Source organism: Nocardia transvalensis NBRC 15921, assembly GCF_000308875.1.
GTDB lineage: Bacteria > Actinomycetota > Actinomycetes > Mycobacteriales > Mycobacteriaceae > Nocardia > Nocardia transvalensis.
Window position 1 is genome coordinate 64,506 of the sequence record NZ_BAGL01000124.1, and the last position, 18,165, is coordinate 82,670.

Consider the following 18,165-nt stretch of genomic DNA (forward strand, 5'->3'; position numbering starts at 1 on the left):
CGCCCGACACGGCCGAGACCAGCGTTCCCGCCGCCATCAACGCCAGGGCGATGCTCAGGATGCGGCGTTCGCCTCGGCCAGCCACGCGTTGCCTGCCTCGAGGATGGCCGCCTCCTGCGCGCCGAACCGGGTCGGGTACGTGCCGGTTACCGGGTGCCCGGCGGCTTCCAGGAGGTAGGCCAGCGCCGCGTACTCCCGGGGATGCCGGTCCGACAGCGACGTCGAGTCGATGTCCGGGGCGCCCGCGACGCCGAACGGATAGGTGAATCCGCCCATGTCGTAGACGGAGTCACGATGGTCGATGCGCCAGACCCCGTCCCGCCGGCTCACGCGGTCGAGGAATCGGTTGTGAACGGTCGCGCCGATTCCGGTATCGGTGAGTTCGGCGAGGAGGATCGCGTTGGTCTCGACGAACGCCCTCTCACCCGCGAAACGGATGGCGGGCGGGCCGATGAAATGCTTGCTGCGCAGCGGCCCGTGCCCCATGCGGCGGGAGCGGTCGACGAAGTCGCGGGCGGATCCGGAGAACCACAGGATCCGCAGCGTAGCGTCCTCGTGGAACAACCCGGCCAGTTCCTCCCACCGCTCCCTGTCCCGGTGGATCCAGCCCGTCATCAGGTCGCCGATCGCCAGACGGTCGCCGATACGGTTGTCGCTCATGGGTGTCTCCTCCTCGTCGATACCTCCACTGTTGTTGATCGGCCGAGCCGACAACCACCGGTAGACGACATTCCATGCCGGAAACCCGCCAATTGGGTCCCGCCCGGGCGGGGCCCCATTTCTATAACAAGTTCTAGTTCGCTGTGATAGCGTGACCGCCCGGTAGTTCGCCGCCGGAACGGAGGTCCGATGGGGTTTACGCAGCCCGATCTGCCCGTGGTCGACATGGAGCAGTGGAGCCGGGGGACGCGCAGCGAGCGCATCCGGCCGATGACGCGGCACTGGGCCGAGGTCGGCTTCGGCACGCCGGTGGTGATGCACCTGTTCTATGTGGTCAAGATCTGCCTCTACATCCTCGGCGGCTGGCTGTTCGCCCTGGCCACGCGCGGCGTCGACGGTTTCTTCCAGGTCGGGTCCTGGTGGTCGGAGCCGATCGTGTTCGAGAAGGTCGTGCTGTACACGATGCTGTTCGAGGTAGTGGGCCTCGGATGCGGATTCGGCCCGCTGAACAATCGGTTCTTTCCTCCCCTGGGATCGATCCTGTACTGGTTGCGCCCCAACACGATTCGGCTGCCACCGTGGCCGCGATACGTGCCCCTGACGAAGGGGGACAACCGGACCCCGGTCGATGTCGTGTTGTACGCGGCGCTGCTGATCCTGCTGGTGTGGGCGCTGCTGTCGGACGGCACCGGCCCGATACCGGACCTCGACACCACCGTCGGCCTGCTGCCCGTGTGGCAGATCGCCGCGATAGTCGGCGTGCTGGCGGTGCTCGGGCTGCGCGACAAGGTGATCTTCCTGGCCGCCCGCGGCGAGGTCTACGCGAGCCTGACGGTCGCCTTCCTGTTCTCCGGGGCCGATGTGATCGTCGCCGCGAAGCTGGTCTTCGTCGTCATCTGGATGGGCGCGGCGACCTCGAAGCTGAACCGGCACTTCCCGTTCGTGATCTCCACGATGATGTCCAACAGCCCGCTGGTCCGGCCGCGGGCGATCAAGCGCCGGTTCTTCGAGAAGTTCCCCGACGACCTGCGGCCGGGCCGGTGGTCGCGGGTCGTCGCGCATATCAGCACGGCCATCGAGATGTGCGTGCCCGTCGTGCTGTTCTTCTCCGGCGGCGGCTGGCCGACGGCCGTGGCGGCGGTCCTGATGGTGGTGTTCCATCTCGGGATTCTGACCGCCATCCCGATGGGCGTACCGCTGGAGTGGAACGTCTTCATGATCTTCGGCATGGCGACGCTGTTCGTCGCCCACGCCGACCTCGGTCTCGGCGATATCCACAGCCCGTGGCCGGTGCTGCTGTTCCTGGTCCTCGCGGGCACGGTGATCGCGGGCAACCTGCTCCCGAGCAAGATCTCGTTCCTACCGGGCATGCGCTACTACGCCGGCAACTGGGACACCACGCTGTGGTGCGTGAAGCCGTCGGCGTCCGCGAAGATCGGCCGGGGCATCGTCGCGATCGCCAGCATGCCCCAGGCACAGCTGGAGCGGTACTACGGCAAGGACCGCGCGCAGATCCCCCTCTATCTCGGATACGCCTTCCGCGCCATGAACACTCACGGACGCGCGCTGTTCACCCTCGCGCACCGCGCCATGCCCGCGGGCCGGGAGGACGAGTACACGCTCACCGACGGCGAGCGCATCTGCAGCACGGCGATCGGCTGGAACTTCGGCGACGGCCACATGCACAGCGAGCAGCTCATCGCCGCCATGCAGCGGCGGTGCCACTTCGAACCCGGCGAGGTGCGCGTGGTCCTGCTCGAGGCGCAGCCGATCCACCGCCAGGAGCAGCGGTACCGCCTGGTCGACGCGGCCACCGGAGAGTTCGAGCGCGGTGTGGTGCGGGTGGCCGATATGGTCACCCGGCAGCCCTGGGCCGACGACCTCCCGGTCCACGTCGCCGATCCGCGATGACGCCCCCGATCCGGGACGGCCGTACCGCTCTGTTGTCCGGGAATCGATCGCCTGTTACGTTCGGACAGGTGTCCAACGAGGTGTCCCCAGCAGGTGCCGCGGAATTGCCGCCGCAGACCCCGGTGATCGTCGGCGTCGGCCAGGTCTCCGAGCGCATCGGCGAACCCGGATATCGGGCCCTGTCGGCCGCCGATCTGGCGGCCGCGGCGGTCCGGGCCGCGGCGGCCGATACCGGCGGCGACGCCGAGGCCGTGCTCGCGGCGCTCGACACCGTCGTCGCGATCCGCGCGTTCGACGATTCGAGTGCCTTCGCCCGTGCCGCGCTCGGCGCGCCGGACAATGTGGCCCGCGCCGTCGCCGGACGAGTCGGCGCACGCCCCGGCCGGGCGACCCTCGGACCGACCGGCGGGCAGGGCCCGCAACAGCTCCTCACCGAGTTGTGCGGCACCATCGCCGACGGAAAGAGCGATGCCGCAGTACTTTTCGGCGCGGAGGCGATCTCCACCGTGCGGTCCCTGGCGGGCCGCCCCGCCGCCGAGCGCCCCGATTTCGGCGAGCACACCGAGGGCTCGCTGGAGGATCGAGGCTACGGGATCGAGGGAATGACCCCGGCGCAGGCCGTCCTGCATCAGATGGTGGAGCCGCTGGTGTCGTACTCGGTGCTGGAGAACGCCCGCCGGGCCCGCCTCGGCGCCTCGCGCTCGGAGTACGCGCGGGCGATGGGCGCGCTGTTCAGCCGGTTCAGCGCGGTCGCCGCCCGCAATCCGCACGCCGCGGCCCCGGTCGAACGCACGGCGGCGGAGCTGATCGAGGAGAGCGATCGCAACCGGCGGGTCACCGACGTCTACACGCGCTTGTTGATCGCCCGCGAACAGGTGAATCAGAGTGCGGCCGTGGTGATCACGTCGCTGGCGGCCGCGCGGCGGCTCGGAATCCCCGCCGAACGCACGGTATTCCTCGCGGGCCACGCCGACCTGACCGAGCGCGAACTGCTCGCGCGGCCGGATCTCAGTCGCAGCCCGGCGGCCGTAGCCGCCGTCCGGTGCGCCCTCGACATGGCCGGCGTCACCGTCGAGGACCTGGCGGCCATGGATCTGTACAGCTGCTTCCCGATCGCGGTCTTCAACATCTGCGACGGGCTCGGCCTGGATCCCGAGGATCCGCGCGGGCTCACGGTCACCGGGGGCCTACCGTACTTCGGCGGCCCCGGCAACAACTACTCGACCCACGGCATCGCGGAAATCGTTGCGCGCGTGCGTGATCGGCCGGGCAGCCACGGGATGGTGGTCGCCAACGGCGGCATCCTCAGCAAACATTCGGTGGGCATCTACACCACGACGCCCGCCGCCTGGCGCCCGGCGCGCACGGCGACGGTGCAGGCCGAGCTGAACGACGCGCCGGAGGTGCCGGTCGCCGTCCACGCCGACGGCTGGGGAACCCTCGAGAGCTATGTCGTGAAGTTCGACCGCGACGGCTCTCCTGTCGGCATCGTGCTCGGCAGGCTCGACGACGGCAGGCGGTTCCTCGCCAACACCCTCGAGGGTGACAGTGCGCTGATCGACGCGCTCACCGGCGACGACCAGGCCATCGGGGGACGGGTCTTCGTCAGGTCGACCGATGCCGGAAACCGGGTCGCCGTCGATCGGGAACGGATGGACGAGCGGCTGGGCCACGCCGTACCGACCTTGCGCGACAACTACTCTCACGTCCGCGTCACGCGCTCGGAGCACATCCTCGAGGTGACGATCGACCGGCCGCAGGCAGGTAACGCGCTCAACGCCGAGGCGCAGCGGGAACTCGACGAGATCTTCGGGGCGTTCCAGCACGACGACGATCTGTGGGTGGCGGTGCTGTCCGGTGCGGGCGACGAGGCGTTCTGCGTCGGGCACGATCTCGACGAGCTGGCCTCGCCGATGCAGCTGCTGGGGCTGCCGCGTAGCGGGTTCGGCGGGCTGGTGGCGCGCGAGCTGACGAAGCCGGTCATCGCCGCGGTCGACGGCCGCGCGGACGGCGGCGGGCTCGAGTTGGTCCTGGCCTGTCAGCTGGTCGTCGCCGACGACGCGGCGTCGTTCGCGTTGCCGGACACCGGATTCGGGCAATCTCCCGGTCCGGGCGTTCTGGTGCGGCTCCCCCGGACCGTCGGCCGCGCGCTGGCCCACGACATGATCGTCACCGGCCGCCGGATCGATGCGGCCGAGGCGGTCGCGGCCGGATTGGTGGCACGGGTGGCCCCGACCGGCAAGGCGGTCGACGTGGCGCGGGAGATGGCCGCCGACATCGTCGCCCGGTCCCCCGTGGCCATCCGCGCGGCCCTGGCGTTCATGGCCCGCGCCGACCGCGACACCGACCCCGACGGCCTCCTCGGCCGCCCGGCCGACCTCCTCGACAAGCTCATCCCCCACCGGGACCCGGTCGAAGGGCTGGCCGCACGGCGCGAGGGCCGGGAACCGCGGTGGCGCAGGGGGTGACCTCCGTATCCACTGGTGTTGTCCTGCCGTGACTTTCGCCCCTGCCGGTCGATCACGGACGGGCGTGGGATCGAGGGGAAGGAGGTTCACGATGACACGAGATCCTGTTCTGGTGGCCTACGGTTCGCATCGAGGCGGGACGGCCGAGATCGCGCAGTGGATCGGCGAAACGCTCCGGTCCGAGCACCTCGAGGCGGACGTGAGATCCGCCCGCGACGTGCGCTCCCTCGACGACTACGGCGCGGTGGTCCTCGGCGGCGCCCTCTACGCCGGGCGCTGGCACCGCCACGCCCGGCGATTCGCCCGGCGCTTCCTGCGGCAGCTCCGCGAGCGTCCGGTCTGGGTCTTCGGCAGCGGACCGCTGGACGACTCCGCGGATCGCCCCGATCCCCCGCGCATTCCCGGCTCCGGCGCGGTTCGCAAGACCGCCCGCCGCCTCGATGCCCGCGGCGCGACCCTGTTCGGCGGGCGGCTGGCCCCGGATGCCCGCGGCTTCCCCGCCGCGGCCATGGCGAAGAACCACGCCGGCGACTTCCGGAACAGGGAACGCATCGACGCCTGGGCCACCGACATCGCCCATCGCCTCACCCGCCAGACTCTGTAGACCGCGGGAGTAGGGTGGCGGGCCGGCGCCGGTCCGCCCTCTTCGCCACCCGGAACGCTTGCGCTGGAGTTCGCTCCAGCTCCTAGCGTCGAGGGATGACCACTGCACAGCACAAGATCGGGTCGGGTTTCGGGGCTGCCACCACCGCCGCCGAGGTCGTGGCCGGGATCGATCTGTCCGGCAAGCTCGCGATCGTCACCGGCGGCTACTCCGGTCTCGGCCTGGAGACGACGCGGGCGCTGGCCGGTGCGGGCGCGCACGTCGTCGTCCCGGCCCGTCGCCGCGCCACCGCCGAAGAAGCGGTGGGGGCCTTCGAGAATACCGAGATCGATGAACTCGATCTGGCCGACCTCGACAGCGTCCGCGCCTTCGCCGAGCGGTTCCTCGCGTCCGGACGCGGGATCGATATCTTCCTCGGCAGCGCCGGGATCATGGCGTTGCCGGAGACCCGGGTGGGGCCGGGCTGGGAGGCGCAGTTCGCGACCAACCATCTCGGGCACTTCGCCCTGGTGAATCGGCTTGGGCCCGCCTTCATCCCGGGTGCCCGCGTGGTGTCGGTGTCCTCGCGCGGTCACCACTTCGGCCCGGTGCGCTTCGACGATCTCGAATTCCGGCAGGGTTACGACAAGTGGCTCGCCTACGGTCAGGCGAAGACGGCGAACGTCCTGTTCGCGGTGCACCTCGACAGGCTGGCGCGAGATCACGGCGTCCGCGCGTTCGCGTTGCACCCGGGCCGGATCATGACGGATCTGGTGCGGTACCTGGATCGTGCGGAGCTGATCGCCGCGGGAATGCTCGACGAGTCGGGGGCGGTCACGGGCGAGGTGAAGACGCCGGAACAGGGTGCCGCCACGCAGGTCTGGGCGGCGACGTCGCCCCGGCTCGACGGCTCGGGCGGCGTGTATCTCGAGGATTGCGATATCGCCGAGCCCGCACCGGCGGACGGCGCGCGCACGGGAGTCAAGGACTACGCGATCGATCCGGCGCTCGCCGAACGCCTGTGGGCGGTCTCGGCGGAACTCACCGGCGTGAACGCCTTCGTCTAGACCCCGGAGCACCGAGGCGTGGCCGTGTGGGCTGAGATGGGTTGTGCCCATCACGGTTCCGAGTGCGACCATGCGACCTCGCACCCTCGTCCTCGCCGCCACGCTGGTCGCCGGGTGCGTCGCGTGTTCGCCGTCCGAGCCACCGGCAGCCGAGGTCCCGCCGCCTGCCGGTGTGACCGTGCCGCCGGTCGGCGCGGAATTCGATTATCAGATGGGCGGCGCCTACCCGCCGCCGCCCGGAGTACGCGTCGTCACCCGCGATCACGCCGCACGGCCCGCCGCCGGGATCTACAACATCTGTTACGTCAACGCGTTCCAAGCCCAGCCGGACGGTGCGGCCGACTGGGGCGACCTGGTGCTGCGAGATGCCAACGGCGAGACCATCGTCGACGAGGACTGGAACGAGGCCGTGCTCGACCTGCGAACCGCGGACAAGCGCGAGCGCGTCGCGGCGAAGGTGAATGCCTGGGTCGACGGCTGCGCGGCCGCGGGCTATCAGGCCGTGGAGCCGGACAACTACGACAGCTTCACCCGCTCGCACGGTCTCCTGTCCGACCGCGACGCCCAGGCCTACATCCGCCTGCTGTCCGCTCACGCGCACACCGATGGACTGGCCGTCGCACAGAAGAACACGGCGGAACTGGCCGACCGCCGGCGAGAGAACGGCCTCGACTTCGCCGTCGCCGAAGAATGCGGCGACCAGGACGACTGCGGTGAATACACCGCCGCATTCGGTAACCACGTCATTGTCGTCGAATACACCAGTACGGGCTTGACCAACGCCTGCGCCCGCTGGGGCGGCTCGCTCAGCATCGTCCGGCGCGACCGCGAAGTCACCCCCGAGGGCGCCCCCGGTCACCTCCGCGCCGTCTGCTGAGCGGGCGTCCGGCTAGCGTGGACCGGCGTGACCCACAGTCCGATCGAGATCACCGCCGACGTCATCCGCGATCTGCTGCGCGACCAGCACCCCGACCTCGCCGGACTCCCGTTGAGTCCGGGCGCACGCGGGTGGGACAACCAATTGTGGCGGCTCGGCGACGATCTCGCCGTCCGGCTGCCCTGGGCGACACAGTCCGCGGACGCGCTGCTGCGCAAGGAATACGCCTGGGTGCCCACCCTCGCCCCGCACCTGCCGTTGCCGGTCCCCGTCCCGCAGCGTCTCGGCGAGCCCTCCGACCGGTTCCCGCGGCCCTGGATCGTCACCACCTGGGTGCCGGGCTCGCCCGCCGACCACGCACCCGCCACCGACCCCGCCGCAGCGGACGCCTTGGCCGCCTTCCTCACCGCGCTGCACCGGCCCGCACCCGACGACGCGCCGGCCGGCAGCAGCCGCGGCGGACCACTGATCCACGGCACGGAGTTGTTCGAGCGGCAACTGACCGAAGCCATCGGCCTGGGACTGATTCCCGATCCGGATGCCGTCCGCGCGATCTGGGCGGACGCCGTCGACGCGCCCGAGTGGACGGGCCCGGCGCTCTGGCTTCACGGCGACCTGCATCCGGCGAACGTCCTCACCGCGCACGGAACCATCAGCGGCATCATCGATTTCGGCGACCTGTGCATCGGGGATCCGGCGTGCGACCTCGCCGCCGCCTGGCTGTTGCTCCCCGAGGGCACCGCCGACCGCTTCCACCGCGCCTACGGACCGACCGCGGACGCCGCCACCCTGCGCCGCGCGCGCGGCCATGCCGTCGTACGGGCCCTCGTCGGAATCCTGGTGGGAGAGGCGGGAATTCACGGCCGCCCCGGCGGCAAACCGAGCTGGGGCCCGCCCGCACACGCCGCCCTGAGACGCCTGACCGCGTCACTCACCCACTGACTCGGCAGAGCGGGACCGCCTTCGTCACCCGGGCGTCAGGAGAAAGTCCAGTACCACCCGCCCGCGCAGGCCACCGGTCTCCAAAAGGCGATGGGCCTCGGCGGCGTCGCATTCCTCGAGCGCCGACCGTCAACGGGCACCGGGCTGCGGGGCGAAGTGCTGCCGTACCGCCTGCGCGAACCACTCGTCCCGGACTCGCCGGGCGCGGGCGCTGACGGCCGCGCCCGGCACGATCCGGTCGAACCCGTGCCAGCAGCCCGGATAGAGTTCGAAATCGACAGGGACACCGGCGGCGCGCAGGTTCTCGACATAGGCGACGGTTTCGTCGCGGAACGGCTCCAGATCGCCGACGTAGGTGAATGCGGGTGGGAGCCCGCCGAATTCGGTCGCCCGCGCCGGGGCGGCGTACGCGGGCACATCCCGGGTTCCGTACCGGGCGCCCAGATACAGCCGCCACGCCGCGGCATTGGTCACCGAATCCCACACCGGCGCATCGTTGTCGCGCGACGACTCGGTCACCGCTCGATCGTCGATCATCGGATAGATCGGCATCTGGAACGCGAGGGATATCTCGCCCCGGTCCCGCGCGTACAGCGCCAGGGCCGCGGTCAGTCCGCCACCGGCGCTCTCCCCGCCGACCGCGAGCTGATCGCTCCGCACGCCGAGGCGCCCGGCGTGATCGCGCAACCACGTCAACGCCAGATAGCCGTCCTCGAGCGCGGCCGGATACGGCGCTTCCGGACTCAGCCGGTAGTCGGGCGCGACAACGACGCCGCCGCTGCGGGCGACCAGGCGGCGGCAGGTCGGCAGATCCTGCTCGGGACAGCCGAGCGCGTATCCCCCGCCGTGGAACCACACCATCCCCACGACATTCGACGGAGGGTCCAGCGGCTCGCAGACCAGCAGGCGCAACCTTGTGCCGTCACCTCGCTCCACGAATTCCCGCCGCACCCGCAGACCGTCCGGCCGCCACGCCGACAGCATCGGTCTCGTCAGGCGCGTCACCCGGTAGGCCCGCCGCAGACCGGTCTCGCCGTGCCGGGACAGCACCCGCCGCCACCAGATCCCCCACCGGCGCAACTGCGGATCCATCGCCTCCCGGCCGACCGTCATCGACTCGCCTTCCTGCCGCCTCATCGCGGATCAATTATGGACAAATGTCCGGAGCAGTGTCCACCGCGCAGTCACGCGGGTTGCGGCGACCGGCCCGCACCGGCCCGCACCCACGCGACCGCGAAGGAGATCGCGAAGGCCAGATGGACGACGACGAAGATCTTGGCGAGTTCGCGCGCGTCACCGCTGACGACGCCCCACACATCGTTGGCGGCAACGACGGTGAAGCCCACCAGATTCGCGAGCACCACGGTATTGCGGATCGAGGCGGGTGTGGACGCGCGCGCCATCCAGTTCAGCACCGCGATGCCCAGGAACGGCCCGCCGAGCAACCGGAGCAGCGCGAGCAACTGGGGCGAGGCATCGTCGGGCACGGCGCCGACACCGAACTGCGCCGGCACCAGCAGCAGTGAAAGTCCAATGGCCGCAAGGTAGATCGCGGCGATGACGAGAAGTGGCTTGTACATCTGATCGACTCCATAATGGATAGTCCTACTATCTGTAATAGAAAGCTACACTATCCGTTATGGGGATGTCCAGAGGTGAGCCGAGTATGCGGATGGCGGAGCTGAGCCGGGAGTCCGGGATTCCCGTCGCGACGATCAAGTACTACCAGCGTGAAGGGTTGCTCCCGCCCGGCGAACTGACCAGCCCGAACCAGGCCCGCTACGGCGCCGCGCACGTCCGCCGCCTGAAACTCGTTCGCGCGCTGACGGATATCGGCGGGCTGTCGGTCGCCGCCGTGCGGGACGTACTCGCCGCGATGGACGAGCCGGACGCCTCGACCCACGACATCCTCGGGCTGGCACAGCACGGACTTCCCGTGTCGCACATCGCGATCGGCGACGCGGACCGCGCGTGGGCGATCGGCCGCATCGAGGAGATCATCGCCGAGCGAGGCTGGCGGCCGCCGCCGGGCGCGCCGCTGATCGAGGATCTCGTCGGGGTGCTGTGCACCTTCCGTGAGGTCGGGCACGAATGGGTGCTCGACGCGCTGCCCCGCTACGCCGAATCCGCCGAACGCGTCGCCGAGGCCGATATCGACGCCGTCGGGCGGCTCGGATCCACCGACGCCGTGGTCGAAGGCGCGGTGGTCGGTACCGTACTCGGCGACGCCCTGCTGACCGTGCTGCGCCGCATCGCCCACGCCGAAATATCCAGACAGCGCTTCGGCATCGGGGATACGCGGCGCTCGTGATCCCGGCCTACCGCTCAGCGCGGCGAGCTCACCACGGACTCACGCTCCGACGCGCCGGTTACTCGCCGACCGCCGCACACTCCGGGCGGGCGCCTCGGCGACGACGCCGCTCCGGTCGGCGCCGCCGGTGAAGCGGCGGACGATCAGGGCCGAGCGCAGGTGCCACAGCCCAGTGAGCGTGGTCGGATCGCAGCCGGTGAGCTGTGCGATGCGTTTGAGCCGGTAGTCGATGGTGTTGGTGTGGACGCGCAACTGCCGGGCGGTGACCTGGCGATTCAGATCGTTGGCGAGATGACGGGTCAGCGTGCGCAACAGCTCGGGCCGGGTGTCGAGCGGCGCCAGCAGCGCCTGGAGCGCGTCCCGGCCCGGTCCCGGGCGGGTGAGCTGGAAGGGCAGGACCACGTCGTCGAGCCGGTAGAGGCGGGGCGTGGCACGCAGCTGCACGGCGGTCTCGAGCAGTTCGTGCGCCTGGCGGCCGACGCCGGGAATGTCCCCGGCTGCCGCGTCCAGGACCACCGCGACGAAAGAGCTTCCGGCACAACGCGACAGCGTGCCGATCAGGTCACCGAGCCGCTCGTCCTCGACCAGCTCCATCGGCAGCAGCAGCGTGCCGCCGTCGGCGCCGAGGAACGACAGCGCGCTCAGCCCGAAGCGGCGCGCGAGTTCGTCCTCGACCCGGTCCACGGCGATGCGGGGCGCGTCGCCGGAGTCGTCGTCGGCGGGCAAAGCCACGGCCACGACGTGGTACCGGTCGGCGATCTCGATCCCGCAGTGCCGGGCCAGCGTCCCGGCGGGCTCGCCGTGCAGCAGGGCCGTCGCCAGCTGCCGGGCCGCCGCGTGACGGGGATCGCCCGCCCGCAGCCGGCTCGTATAGGCGCGGGTGACGGCGATGTGCAGCGTGTGCAGCACGTCGAGCTGCCGCCGCATCACCGCCATCGCGGCCGCGACGTCCGCGGGCTCGAGCAACCCGGACGCACGGTCGGTGCCCAGCCGGAACCCCTCCTGCACGATCTGCTGCAACCGATCCAGCGAGACGCCCCGATCCGCCCACCGGCGGGCGATATCCTCCAGCTGCGCGACGGCCGGGCCGACCTCCTCGCCGCGGAAGGCGCGGATCGCCAGTTCCCGGCACATGCGCACGACATCGACGGTCTCCGCCGGCCGCGTGTCGGGTCCGGGCCGATCCGGACGGTCCGCGGCGACCCGACTCGGTCGCGATAGCGCCGACAGCTGCTCCACCGAGTCGATCACCGTCACCGAACCTTCCACGTATGATTACTGTTACTTGCAGTGGCAGCATCCTACAGAGGTAGTGAACAGCCGTGCACCGAATTGGCCGATAACCGGATTATTCCCAGGTGAATTCGATCTAGCAGCGGTGCACGCACGTACACAGTCGGCTCGAGCGGCGGCCAAGAGTGGTGGTTCGGCGCGCGGTGATTTTCCGGGTTCGGCGTGAATAGTGACGCGTGGGCGGGGTAGCGCGGGCCGTGGGGCGTGACGAGTAAGCCCGGCCACGCGTATGAACCGGCCGCTGATACGGAGGACTGCGTTGTGAGTACCTATGTGACGACGAACCCGACCACCGGAACCACCGAACGCGAATTCCCGGGACTGGCCGACGACCGAGTGTCCGAGATCGCCGACCGTTCCGCCCAGGGATTCCAGGCATGGCGGACTACGCCCGTGCCCGAACGCGCCGCCGCGCTGGCGCGGACCGCGGATCTGTACGAGAAGCGATCGGCCGAACTGGCGGCGGCCATCACTAGGGAAATGGGTAAACCGGCGCAGCAGGCGGCCGGGGAGGTGCAGCTGTCCGCGGATATCTACCGCTGGTACGCCGAGCACGGCCGCGACCTGCTGACCCCCGAGCAGCTCGATCCCCAGGGCGCCGAGGAATCGCTGGTCCAGACATTGCCGATCGGGCCGCTCGTCGGCGTGATGCCGTGGAACTACCCGTACTATCAGGTCGCCCGTTTCGCCGCGCCGAATCTGTTGCTGGGCAATACGATCATCCTCAAACACGCGTCCATCTGCGCGGCCTCCTCGGCGCTCATCGCCGACGTCCTGCACGAGGCGGGAGTTCCCGGCGACGCCTATATCAACGTGTACGCGAGTTCGGACCAGGTCGCCGAACTGCTGGCGCATCCGGCGATTCGCGGAGTCTCGCTGACCGGAAGCGAAAAGGCCGGCGCCGCAGTCGCTTCGAAGGCCGCCGAGAATCTGAAGAAGTCGGTCCTGGAACTCGGCGGTTCCGACCCCTTCATCCTGCTGGACACCGACGATATGGCCAGAACCACCCGTATCGCGGCGGGGGCGCGCCTGTCGAATGCGGGGCAGGCGTGCAATTCGCCGAAACGCTTCATCGTCCTCGACGAACTCTACGACGACTTCGTGCAGGGCCTGATCGGTGAATTCAAGCGCGCGGTGGTCGGCGATCCGGCGGATCCCGGGACCGAGGTGGGTCCCCTGTCGTCGGTGTCCGCGCGCGACACCGTGGCCGACCAGATCGCCACGGCGGTGCGGCAGGGCGCGACGCTGCATACCGGCGGCTCGCCCGGCGACGGCGCGTTCCTCGAACCCGCGGTCCTCACCGGCATCACCCCGGAGATGGACGCCTACTCCGAGGAGATCTTCGGTCCGGTCGCCATGGTCTACCGGGTCTCCTCCATCGACGACGCGGTGCGGCTCGCCAACGATGTCGGATTCGGCCTGAGCGGGTCGGTGTGGAGCACCGACCTCGCCAAGGCCGCGGAGGTCGCCGACCTCCTCGACGTCGGCATGGCCTACGTCAACGAACACGGAACGACGTTGCCCGGCTTGCCGTTCGGCGGCGTCAAACGCTCCGGTTACGGCCGCGAACTCGGGCGTTGGGGCATGGGCGAGTTCGTCAACACCAAACTCCGCCGGACCGCCGCGCGCTGACCGTCACGCGACGGTGATCGTGGCGCCCGCCTCGAGCATCCGCCGGACGGCGTAGGCCGGATCGAGCAGCCCCTCCGGAGTGTGGATGCCCGCCGGTACGGCGTCCCCGCGCAGGCCCAGCAGCCGCTCGAGGCCCAGGGCGACGCCGAGCGCGGTCAGCGGGCGCTGCCCGTCCGGGTGGAGCAGGTAGCGGCTCGTCTCGAGCGGAGTGCCGTCGGGTCCCGTGCCCTCGAGGTCGATCCGGACTTCGAGGGAGGGGCCGTCGCGGCGGCTGCCGACGGCGAAGTCGAAGCGCACGTTCGGCGCGCCCGTGGCCAGGGCCAGGCTCGGCACGTCGAGGATGGGGATACTCCGGGCGGGCAGGGCCGTGCCGCCGACGCCCGCCACCATCGCGTCCGCCTCGTCACCGGTCAGCCAGGTGAAGACGCCGTCGCGGCGGACGAGTCCCGCCGAGGTCGCCGCCAGGAGGCGTTCCAGATCGGCGACCGCCGCGGGCCCGCCCGCGTCGGTCTCGTCCAGCACCGCGCCGATCCGGATGGTGTCGACCCGGTCGAATTCGCGGGCGACGTCCAGGACCGCGAGGACGACGAGACCGGCCAGATAGTGGCTGGCCAGGAGGACCGGGGCGGCGGCCGGTCGCTGAGCGCCCGCGACGACCTCCGGCGCGATATCCACCAGACCGCTGGAGATGCTGAGGTACGGCACCGCGGTGCGCTGTGCGTAGCGCAGACCGTGCAGGCGAGCATCCCACACCGCCGCGACCACCGCGGAATACGTCTCCCCCGCCGGAAGCCCGAGATCGCCACGCTCGAGATCGAGGGTCACGGCGTCGGCTCCGCCGAGTTCGCGGGCGACCCGCCGCGCGCGGCCGAGGTTCCGCCCGGCGATGGTCAGCGGCAGTTCGGGGTGCCACCGCCGCAGGACGGCCGCGGCCCCCGCGCCCGCCTGACCCGAACCGCCCATGATCAGTACCGAATTCCACTGTCCCACCGCCGATGTCCTTCCACTCACTCAACCTACATTTTGTAACCTACATTTTGTAGCTATACTGGGCGGCGAGCGCAAGGAGGACCGTGAAGACGACATCGGCGCGCCTGTCCAAGCAGGCCCGGCGCGAGCAATTGCTCGAGACGGCCATGGCGATCGTGCGAGCCCAGGGCGCGGACCGGTTGAGCCTGCCGACTCTCGCGGAGGCCGCCGGAGTGAGCAGGCCGATCGTGTACGACCACTTCGACACCCGGCCGAGTCTGCTGCTCGCCCTGTACCGGCGGCTCGACGAACGCCACCGGACCGCCACCGAACGAGCCCTGGCGGGCGCACCGCCGGCGCCGGACGCCATCGCGCGCGTCATGAGCGCCGCGTACTTCGCCTGCGCGACCGATATGCCGGAGTTCACCGCCGTATCCGCCGCGCTCAAGGGAGATCCGGAGATGGAGGCGATCCAGCAGGAGATGCTCGACGCCTACGCCGACGTGATGGCCGCCGCCCTCGCTCCGCATTCCGGGCTCACCGACGCCGCCCTCCGGCTGCGCTGCCACGGCATCCTGGGCGCGGCCGAAGCCATCGCCACCGAAGTGAATCGCGGGCGCACGAGCGCCGACGACGCCGTCACCGCACTGGCCGGCCTTATCGTCGGCAGCATCGCCGCCTCGCCCGCCACGCCGTCGTCGCGTGTGCGGCGCGTAACGTGAACGTTCGATTTGCCAGGTAGCTATCTGATCCCCGCGCGGAATCGCGCGAGGAAGGACGGAACCATGAAGCGAAGCGCGTTGAAGATCGCAGCGATGCCGATCCTGCCGGTGCTGGCGTTCCTGTTACCGGCCGGTCCCGCCGCCGCGGATCCGGTGCATTTCGAACCCGCCCAGGTCAACGGCTCGACCCCGGGGTGCTCGGGCAAGGTCACCGCCGAGGTCTCGGCCAGCCCGGGCCAGCAGGCGCGGGAGAACGCGAATTTCATCGACAGCTCGGCCCGGGTCACCGTGAATTTCACCCCCGACGCCAATCCCCTCGGCTCGATATCCGGATCGCCGGGCGACTGCGAGATCTCCGCCACCGTCACGATGCGGAACCTCGACACGGGCGCGAGCACGACCGATACCCGCACCACCGAGTACGACGGCCACTACGGCTGGCACGCCGCCTTCTTCACGCTCGACGGCGCGGGCCGGGTCGCCGTGCAGGTGAGCACCAACCCCACCCCGGCCGAGCTGACCATCGAGGTCCCCGCGCCGCAGTGACGACTCCGGCCGAATACTTCGGCGACACAACATAATCCCCCATCGGGTCGTCCTCCGACGCCGATCCGGCTGACATTTGCCGCAATGAGAATATGATTTCCACTTGTGACTGCTACCCTCTCACAAGCAAGAATCTCATTCCGGTCGAGTGTCGCCGGATGAATCCCGCCGCGGAGGGACCTATGACCACACTGCGAGTCATCCAATGGACCACGGGGAAGGTCGGCAAGCTCAGCCTGCGCGGCATTCTCGACGATCCCCGGCTGGAGCTGGCCGGTGTCTACGCCTATTCGGCCGACAAGGCGGGCCGGGATGCCGGGGCCCTGTGCGGCCGACCCGATACCGGCGTTCTCGCGACGACCGATATCGACGCCCTGATCGCGCTGGACGCCGACGTGGTGCTCTACACGCCGTTCATGGCCGATCTCGGGCACGCGGTCCGGTTGCTCGCGAGCGGCCTCGACGTGATCAGCACCAATCTGTTCCTCAATCTCGGTGGCATCCAAGGGGATACCGAGGAGAAGCTCGCCGACGCGTGCCGGCGCGGCGACAGCTCACTGTTCATCACGGGTATCAATCCCGGCTGGATCAATTCGATGGTCACGGCGATGACCGCGGTGTGCCGCGACGTGGAGACCGTATCGATCTTCGAATCGGCCGATGTCTCGGTCTACGAATCCGCCGAAACCTGGCAGGCGCTGGGCTTCTCGTTCGCCGAGGCGACGCCGGAGAAGATCGAGATGTCGAAACTGTGGCTGAGCACCTTCCGCGATTCGAATCAGCGCATGGCCGCCGCACTGGGATACCGCCTCGACGACGTGGAGTTCTTCATCGAACACGCCACCGCCTCGACCGACGTCGACCTCGGGTGGTTGCACATCGAGAAGAACACGATCGCGGCCCTCCGCGCGGGCTGGAACGGCAAGATCGGCGGTAGAACCGTCGTCCAGACCACTGTCGCCTGGTATCTGACCAAAGAACTCAACGAGGACTGGCAGTTCGACGACGACCACTACCAGGTGATCGTCAAGGGCGAACCCGAAGTCCGGACCCGCATCCGATTCGTTCCCCCCGACACCTGGGGCAACCACGAATGGGACACCATGACCGCCATGCCCGCCGTCAACGCCGCCTTCGAGGTAGCCGCCGCACCCCCCGGAATCTCCACCCTCAAAGACATCGGCCTGGTCTGCGCACCCGCGGGAATCTGGCACACCCACGCGACTTAGCCACCGCGACAACGGTTCCGAACCGTCGACCCGGAACACCGCGCAGCGAAACCCTTACGCGGCTTCGAACGGCGTGCCGTGGCCGAAGAGTGGGAGTTGCGCGGGATCGGTGGCGGAGGTGGCGCCGAGGATGCGGAGGCAGCGGGCGCAGGTGATCTCGGCGCGGGTGGGGTGCAAGGCGTCGGGAGACCACCCGGCTACACCGGTGTGGCAGATCAGTTCGGGCGCTTCTTCGGCGCCGATCCACCGCCCGAGCCGGACGGCGTGCACGGTGCGGCCGTTGTGGACGACCGCGCGTACTCCCGGATCGCCGAATGTCGCCCGCGCGGCTGCGGCCAGCGGGCCTATATCGGTCATGAACCCGACGATACGGACACCCACCGACAGATATCGCCGCGAAATCGACTCAGGGATGCTTACCTGCGATGGTGTCGCGCCGGCATCCCGAATTCGGATGCCGGCCGCGGCAACCGATCTCAGCTCGCCTTGTTGTACGCCGCCACGACGTCGGCCTGAATACGGCCGCGGCTCGACACGTTGTATCCGTTGCGCCGCGCCCAATCCCGGATCGCCGCGGTCTGTTCGCGATCGGTGGAGGACCGTGCCGCCACCTTGCCCTTACCCTTCGGAATCCGGCCGACCTTGCGCGCCGAACCGGTCCACTCCTCGAGCGCCTCGCGGAGCTTGCCGGCATTCTTCATCGACAAGTCGATCTCGTATTCCGTGCCATCGATGCCGAAACGAACCGTCTCCGTGGCCTTCGACTTACCGTCGTAGTCGTCCACCAACTCGACGGTGACCTTCTTCGCCATACAACCGCCCACTTTCTCTCACACAAGTACGAGAACAACAACTCTAATCCGGATCCGAAACAGAAATCAATTCACGGCCCCATTCCCCCGGAAACAGCGGCTGCTCACATCGGCAAACGAATCCGATAAAGCACCGGCGCAGG

At 69.6% G+C, this 18,165-nt stretch carries 18 protein-coding genes; 11 read left to right on the plus strand and 7 right to left on the minus strand.

Annotated features, from left to right (window positions below; genetic code table 11):
• Nucleotides 1–54 precede the first annotated feature (54 nt).
• The gene (locus tag ON41_RS33580) at nucleotides 55–660 is read right to left on the minus strand and encodes a nuclear transport factor 2 family protein (RefSeq protein WP_040752391.1); all 606 of its coding nucleotides are present in this window, start codon (nucleotides 658–660) and stop codon (nucleotides 55–57) included.
• A 189-nt stretch (nucleotides 661–849) separates the two neighbouring features.
• Between ON41_RS33580 and ON41_RS33585 the strand changes: the two genes are divergently transcribed.
• The 6 genes from ON41_RS33585 (at nucleotide 850) to ON41_RS33610 (ending at nucleotide 8,508) form a co-directional block, all read left to right on the plus strand.
• Nucleotides 850–2,571 (plus strand): DUF3556 domain-containing protein, encoded by a 1,722-nt coding sequence (locus ON41_RS33585; protein WP_040752393.1) that lies wholly within the window; start codon nucleotides 850–852, stop codon nucleotides 2,569–2,571.
• Nucleotides 2,572–2,639: 68 nt separating this feature from the next.
• Nucleotides 2,640–5,039 (plus strand): acetyl-CoA acetyltransferase, encoded by a 2,400-nt coding sequence (locus tag ON41_RS33590; protein ID WP_246829651.1) that lies wholly within the window; start codon nucleotides 2,640–2,642, stop codon nucleotides 5,037–5,039.
• Between the two features lie 91 nt (nucleotides 5,040–5,130).
• Nucleotides 5,131–5,643: a flavodoxin domain-containing protein gene (locus tag ON41_RS33595; RefSeq protein ID WP_040752396.1), complete on the plus strand. Its 513-nt coding sequence runs from the start codon at nucleotides 5,131–5,133 to the stop codon at nucleotides 5,641–5,643.
• 95 nt (nucleotides 5,644–5,738) lie between these two features.
• On the plus strand, nucleotides 5,739–6,689 hold the full coding sequence (locus ON41_RS33600; RefSeq protein WP_040752399.1) for an SDR family NAD(P)-dependent oxidoreductase: 951 nt from the start codon (nucleotides 5,739–5,741) through the stop codon (nucleotides 6,687–6,689).
• Nucleotides 6,690–6,759: 70 nt separating this feature from the next.
• The gene (locus tag ON41_RS33605; RefSeq protein WP_040752561.1) at nucleotides 6,760–7,566 is read left to right on the plus strand and encodes an endo alpha-1,4 polygalactosaminidase; all 807 of its coding nucleotides are present in this window, start codon (nucleotides 6,760–6,762) and stop codon (nucleotides 7,564–7,566) included.
• Between the two features lie 27 nt (nucleotides 7,567–7,593).
• Nucleotides 7,594–8,508 (plus strand): aminoglycoside phosphotransferase family protein, encoded by a 915-nt coding sequence (locus ON41_RS33610; RefSeq protein ID WP_040752401.1) that lies wholly within the window; start codon nucleotides 7,594–7,596, stop codon nucleotides 8,506–8,508.
• Nucleotides 8,509–8,637: 129 nt separating this feature from the next.
• Here ON41_RS33610 and ON41_RS33615 read toward each other — a convergent pair whose 3' ends face one another.
• Complete coding sequence (locus ON41_RS33615) at nucleotides 8,638–9,645, minus strand: alpha/beta hydrolase (protein ID WP_218003596.1); 1,008 nt, start codon at nucleotides 9,643–9,645, stop codon at nucleotides 8,638–8,640.
• A gap of 47 nt (nucleotides 9,646–9,692) precedes the next feature.
• Complete coding sequence (locus ON41_RS33620; protein WP_040752402.1) at nucleotides 9,693–10,088, minus strand: hypothetical protein; 396 nt, start codon at nucleotides 10,086–10,088, stop codon at nucleotides 9,693–9,695.
• A gap of 59 nt (nucleotides 10,089–10,147) precedes the next feature.
• On the opposite strand from ON41_RS33620, the gene ON41_RS33625 reads away from it, so the two are divergent.
• Nucleotides 10,148–10,819: a MerR family transcriptional regulator gene (locus ON41_RS33625; RefSeq protein WP_218003597.1), complete on the plus strand. Its 672-nt coding sequence runs from the start codon at nucleotides 10,148–10,150 to the stop codon at nucleotides 10,817–10,819.
• 39 nt (nucleotides 10,820–10,858) lie between these two features.
• Here ON41_RS33625 and ON41_RS33630 read toward each other — a convergent pair whose 3' ends face one another.
• Entirely contained in the window at nucleotides 10,859–12,076 is a 1,218-nt protein-coding gene (locus tag ON41_RS33630) for a PucR family transcriptional regulator (protein WP_157185729.1), read from the minus strand.
• A gap of 297 nt (nucleotides 12,077–12,373) precedes the next feature.
• Here ON41_RS33630 and ON41_RS33635 point away from each other — a divergent pair, with 297 nt between their 5' ends.
• Nucleotides 12,374–13,744, plus strand: a complete 1,371-nt coding sequence (locus ON41_RS33635) for an NAD-dependent succinate-semialdehyde dehydrogenase (protein ID WP_040752405.1) — start codon at nucleotides 12,374–12,376, stop codon at nucleotides 13,742–13,744.
• Between the two features lie 3 nt (nucleotides 13,745–13,747).
• Here ON41_RS33635 and ON41_RS33640 read toward each other — a convergent pair whose 3' ends face one another.
• Nucleotides 13,748–14,734, minus strand: coding sequence for a saccharopine dehydrogenase family protein (locus ON41_RS33640; protein ID WP_246829652.1), 987 nt, complete (start codon nucleotides 14,732–14,734; stop codon nucleotides 13,748–13,750).
• 83 nt (nucleotides 14,735–14,817) lie between these two features.
• On the opposite strand from ON41_RS33640, the gene ON41_RS33645 reads away from it, so the two are divergent.
• From ON41_RS33645 to ON41_RS33655, 3 genes are all read left to right on the plus strand, one after another.
• Nucleotides 14,818–15,435 (plus strand): TetR/AcrR family transcriptional regulator, encoded by a 618-nt coding sequence (locus ON41_RS33645; protein ID WP_040752407.1) that lies wholly within the window; start codon nucleotides 14,818–14,820, stop codon nucleotides 15,433–15,435.
• A 63-nt stretch (nucleotides 15,436–15,498) separates the two neighbouring features.
• On the plus strand, nucleotides 15,499–15,981 hold the full coding sequence (locus ON41_RS33650) for a hypothetical protein (RefSeq protein ID WP_157185730.1): 483 nt from the start codon (nucleotides 15,499–15,501) through the stop codon (nucleotides 15,979–15,981).
• A gap of 182 nt (nucleotides 15,982–16,163) precedes the next feature.
• Complete coding sequence (locus ON41_RS33655) at nucleotides 16,164–17,210, plus strand: NAD(P)H-dependent amine dehydrogenase family protein (RefSeq protein WP_040752411.1); 1,047 nt, start codon at nucleotides 16,164–16,166, stop codon at nucleotides 17,208–17,210.
• A gap of 54 nt (nucleotides 17,211–17,264) precedes the next feature.
• On the opposite strand, the gene ON41_RS33660 is transcribed toward ON41_RS33655, so the two are convergent.
• On the minus strand, nucleotides 17,265–17,567 hold the full coding sequence (locus ON41_RS33660) for a hypothetical protein (RefSeq protein ID WP_063709998.1): 303 nt from the start codon (nucleotides 17,565–17,567) through the stop codon (nucleotides 17,265–17,267).
• A gap of 119 nt (nucleotides 17,568–17,686) precedes the next feature.
• Nucleotides 17,687–18,022: a histone-like nucleoid-structuring protein Lsr2 gene (locus ON41_RS33665; protein WP_040752414.1), complete on the minus strand. Its 336-nt coding sequence runs from the start codon at nucleotides 18,020–18,022 to the stop codon at nucleotides 17,687–17,689.
• Between the last annotated feature and the right edge of the window lie 143 nt (nucleotides 18,023–18,165).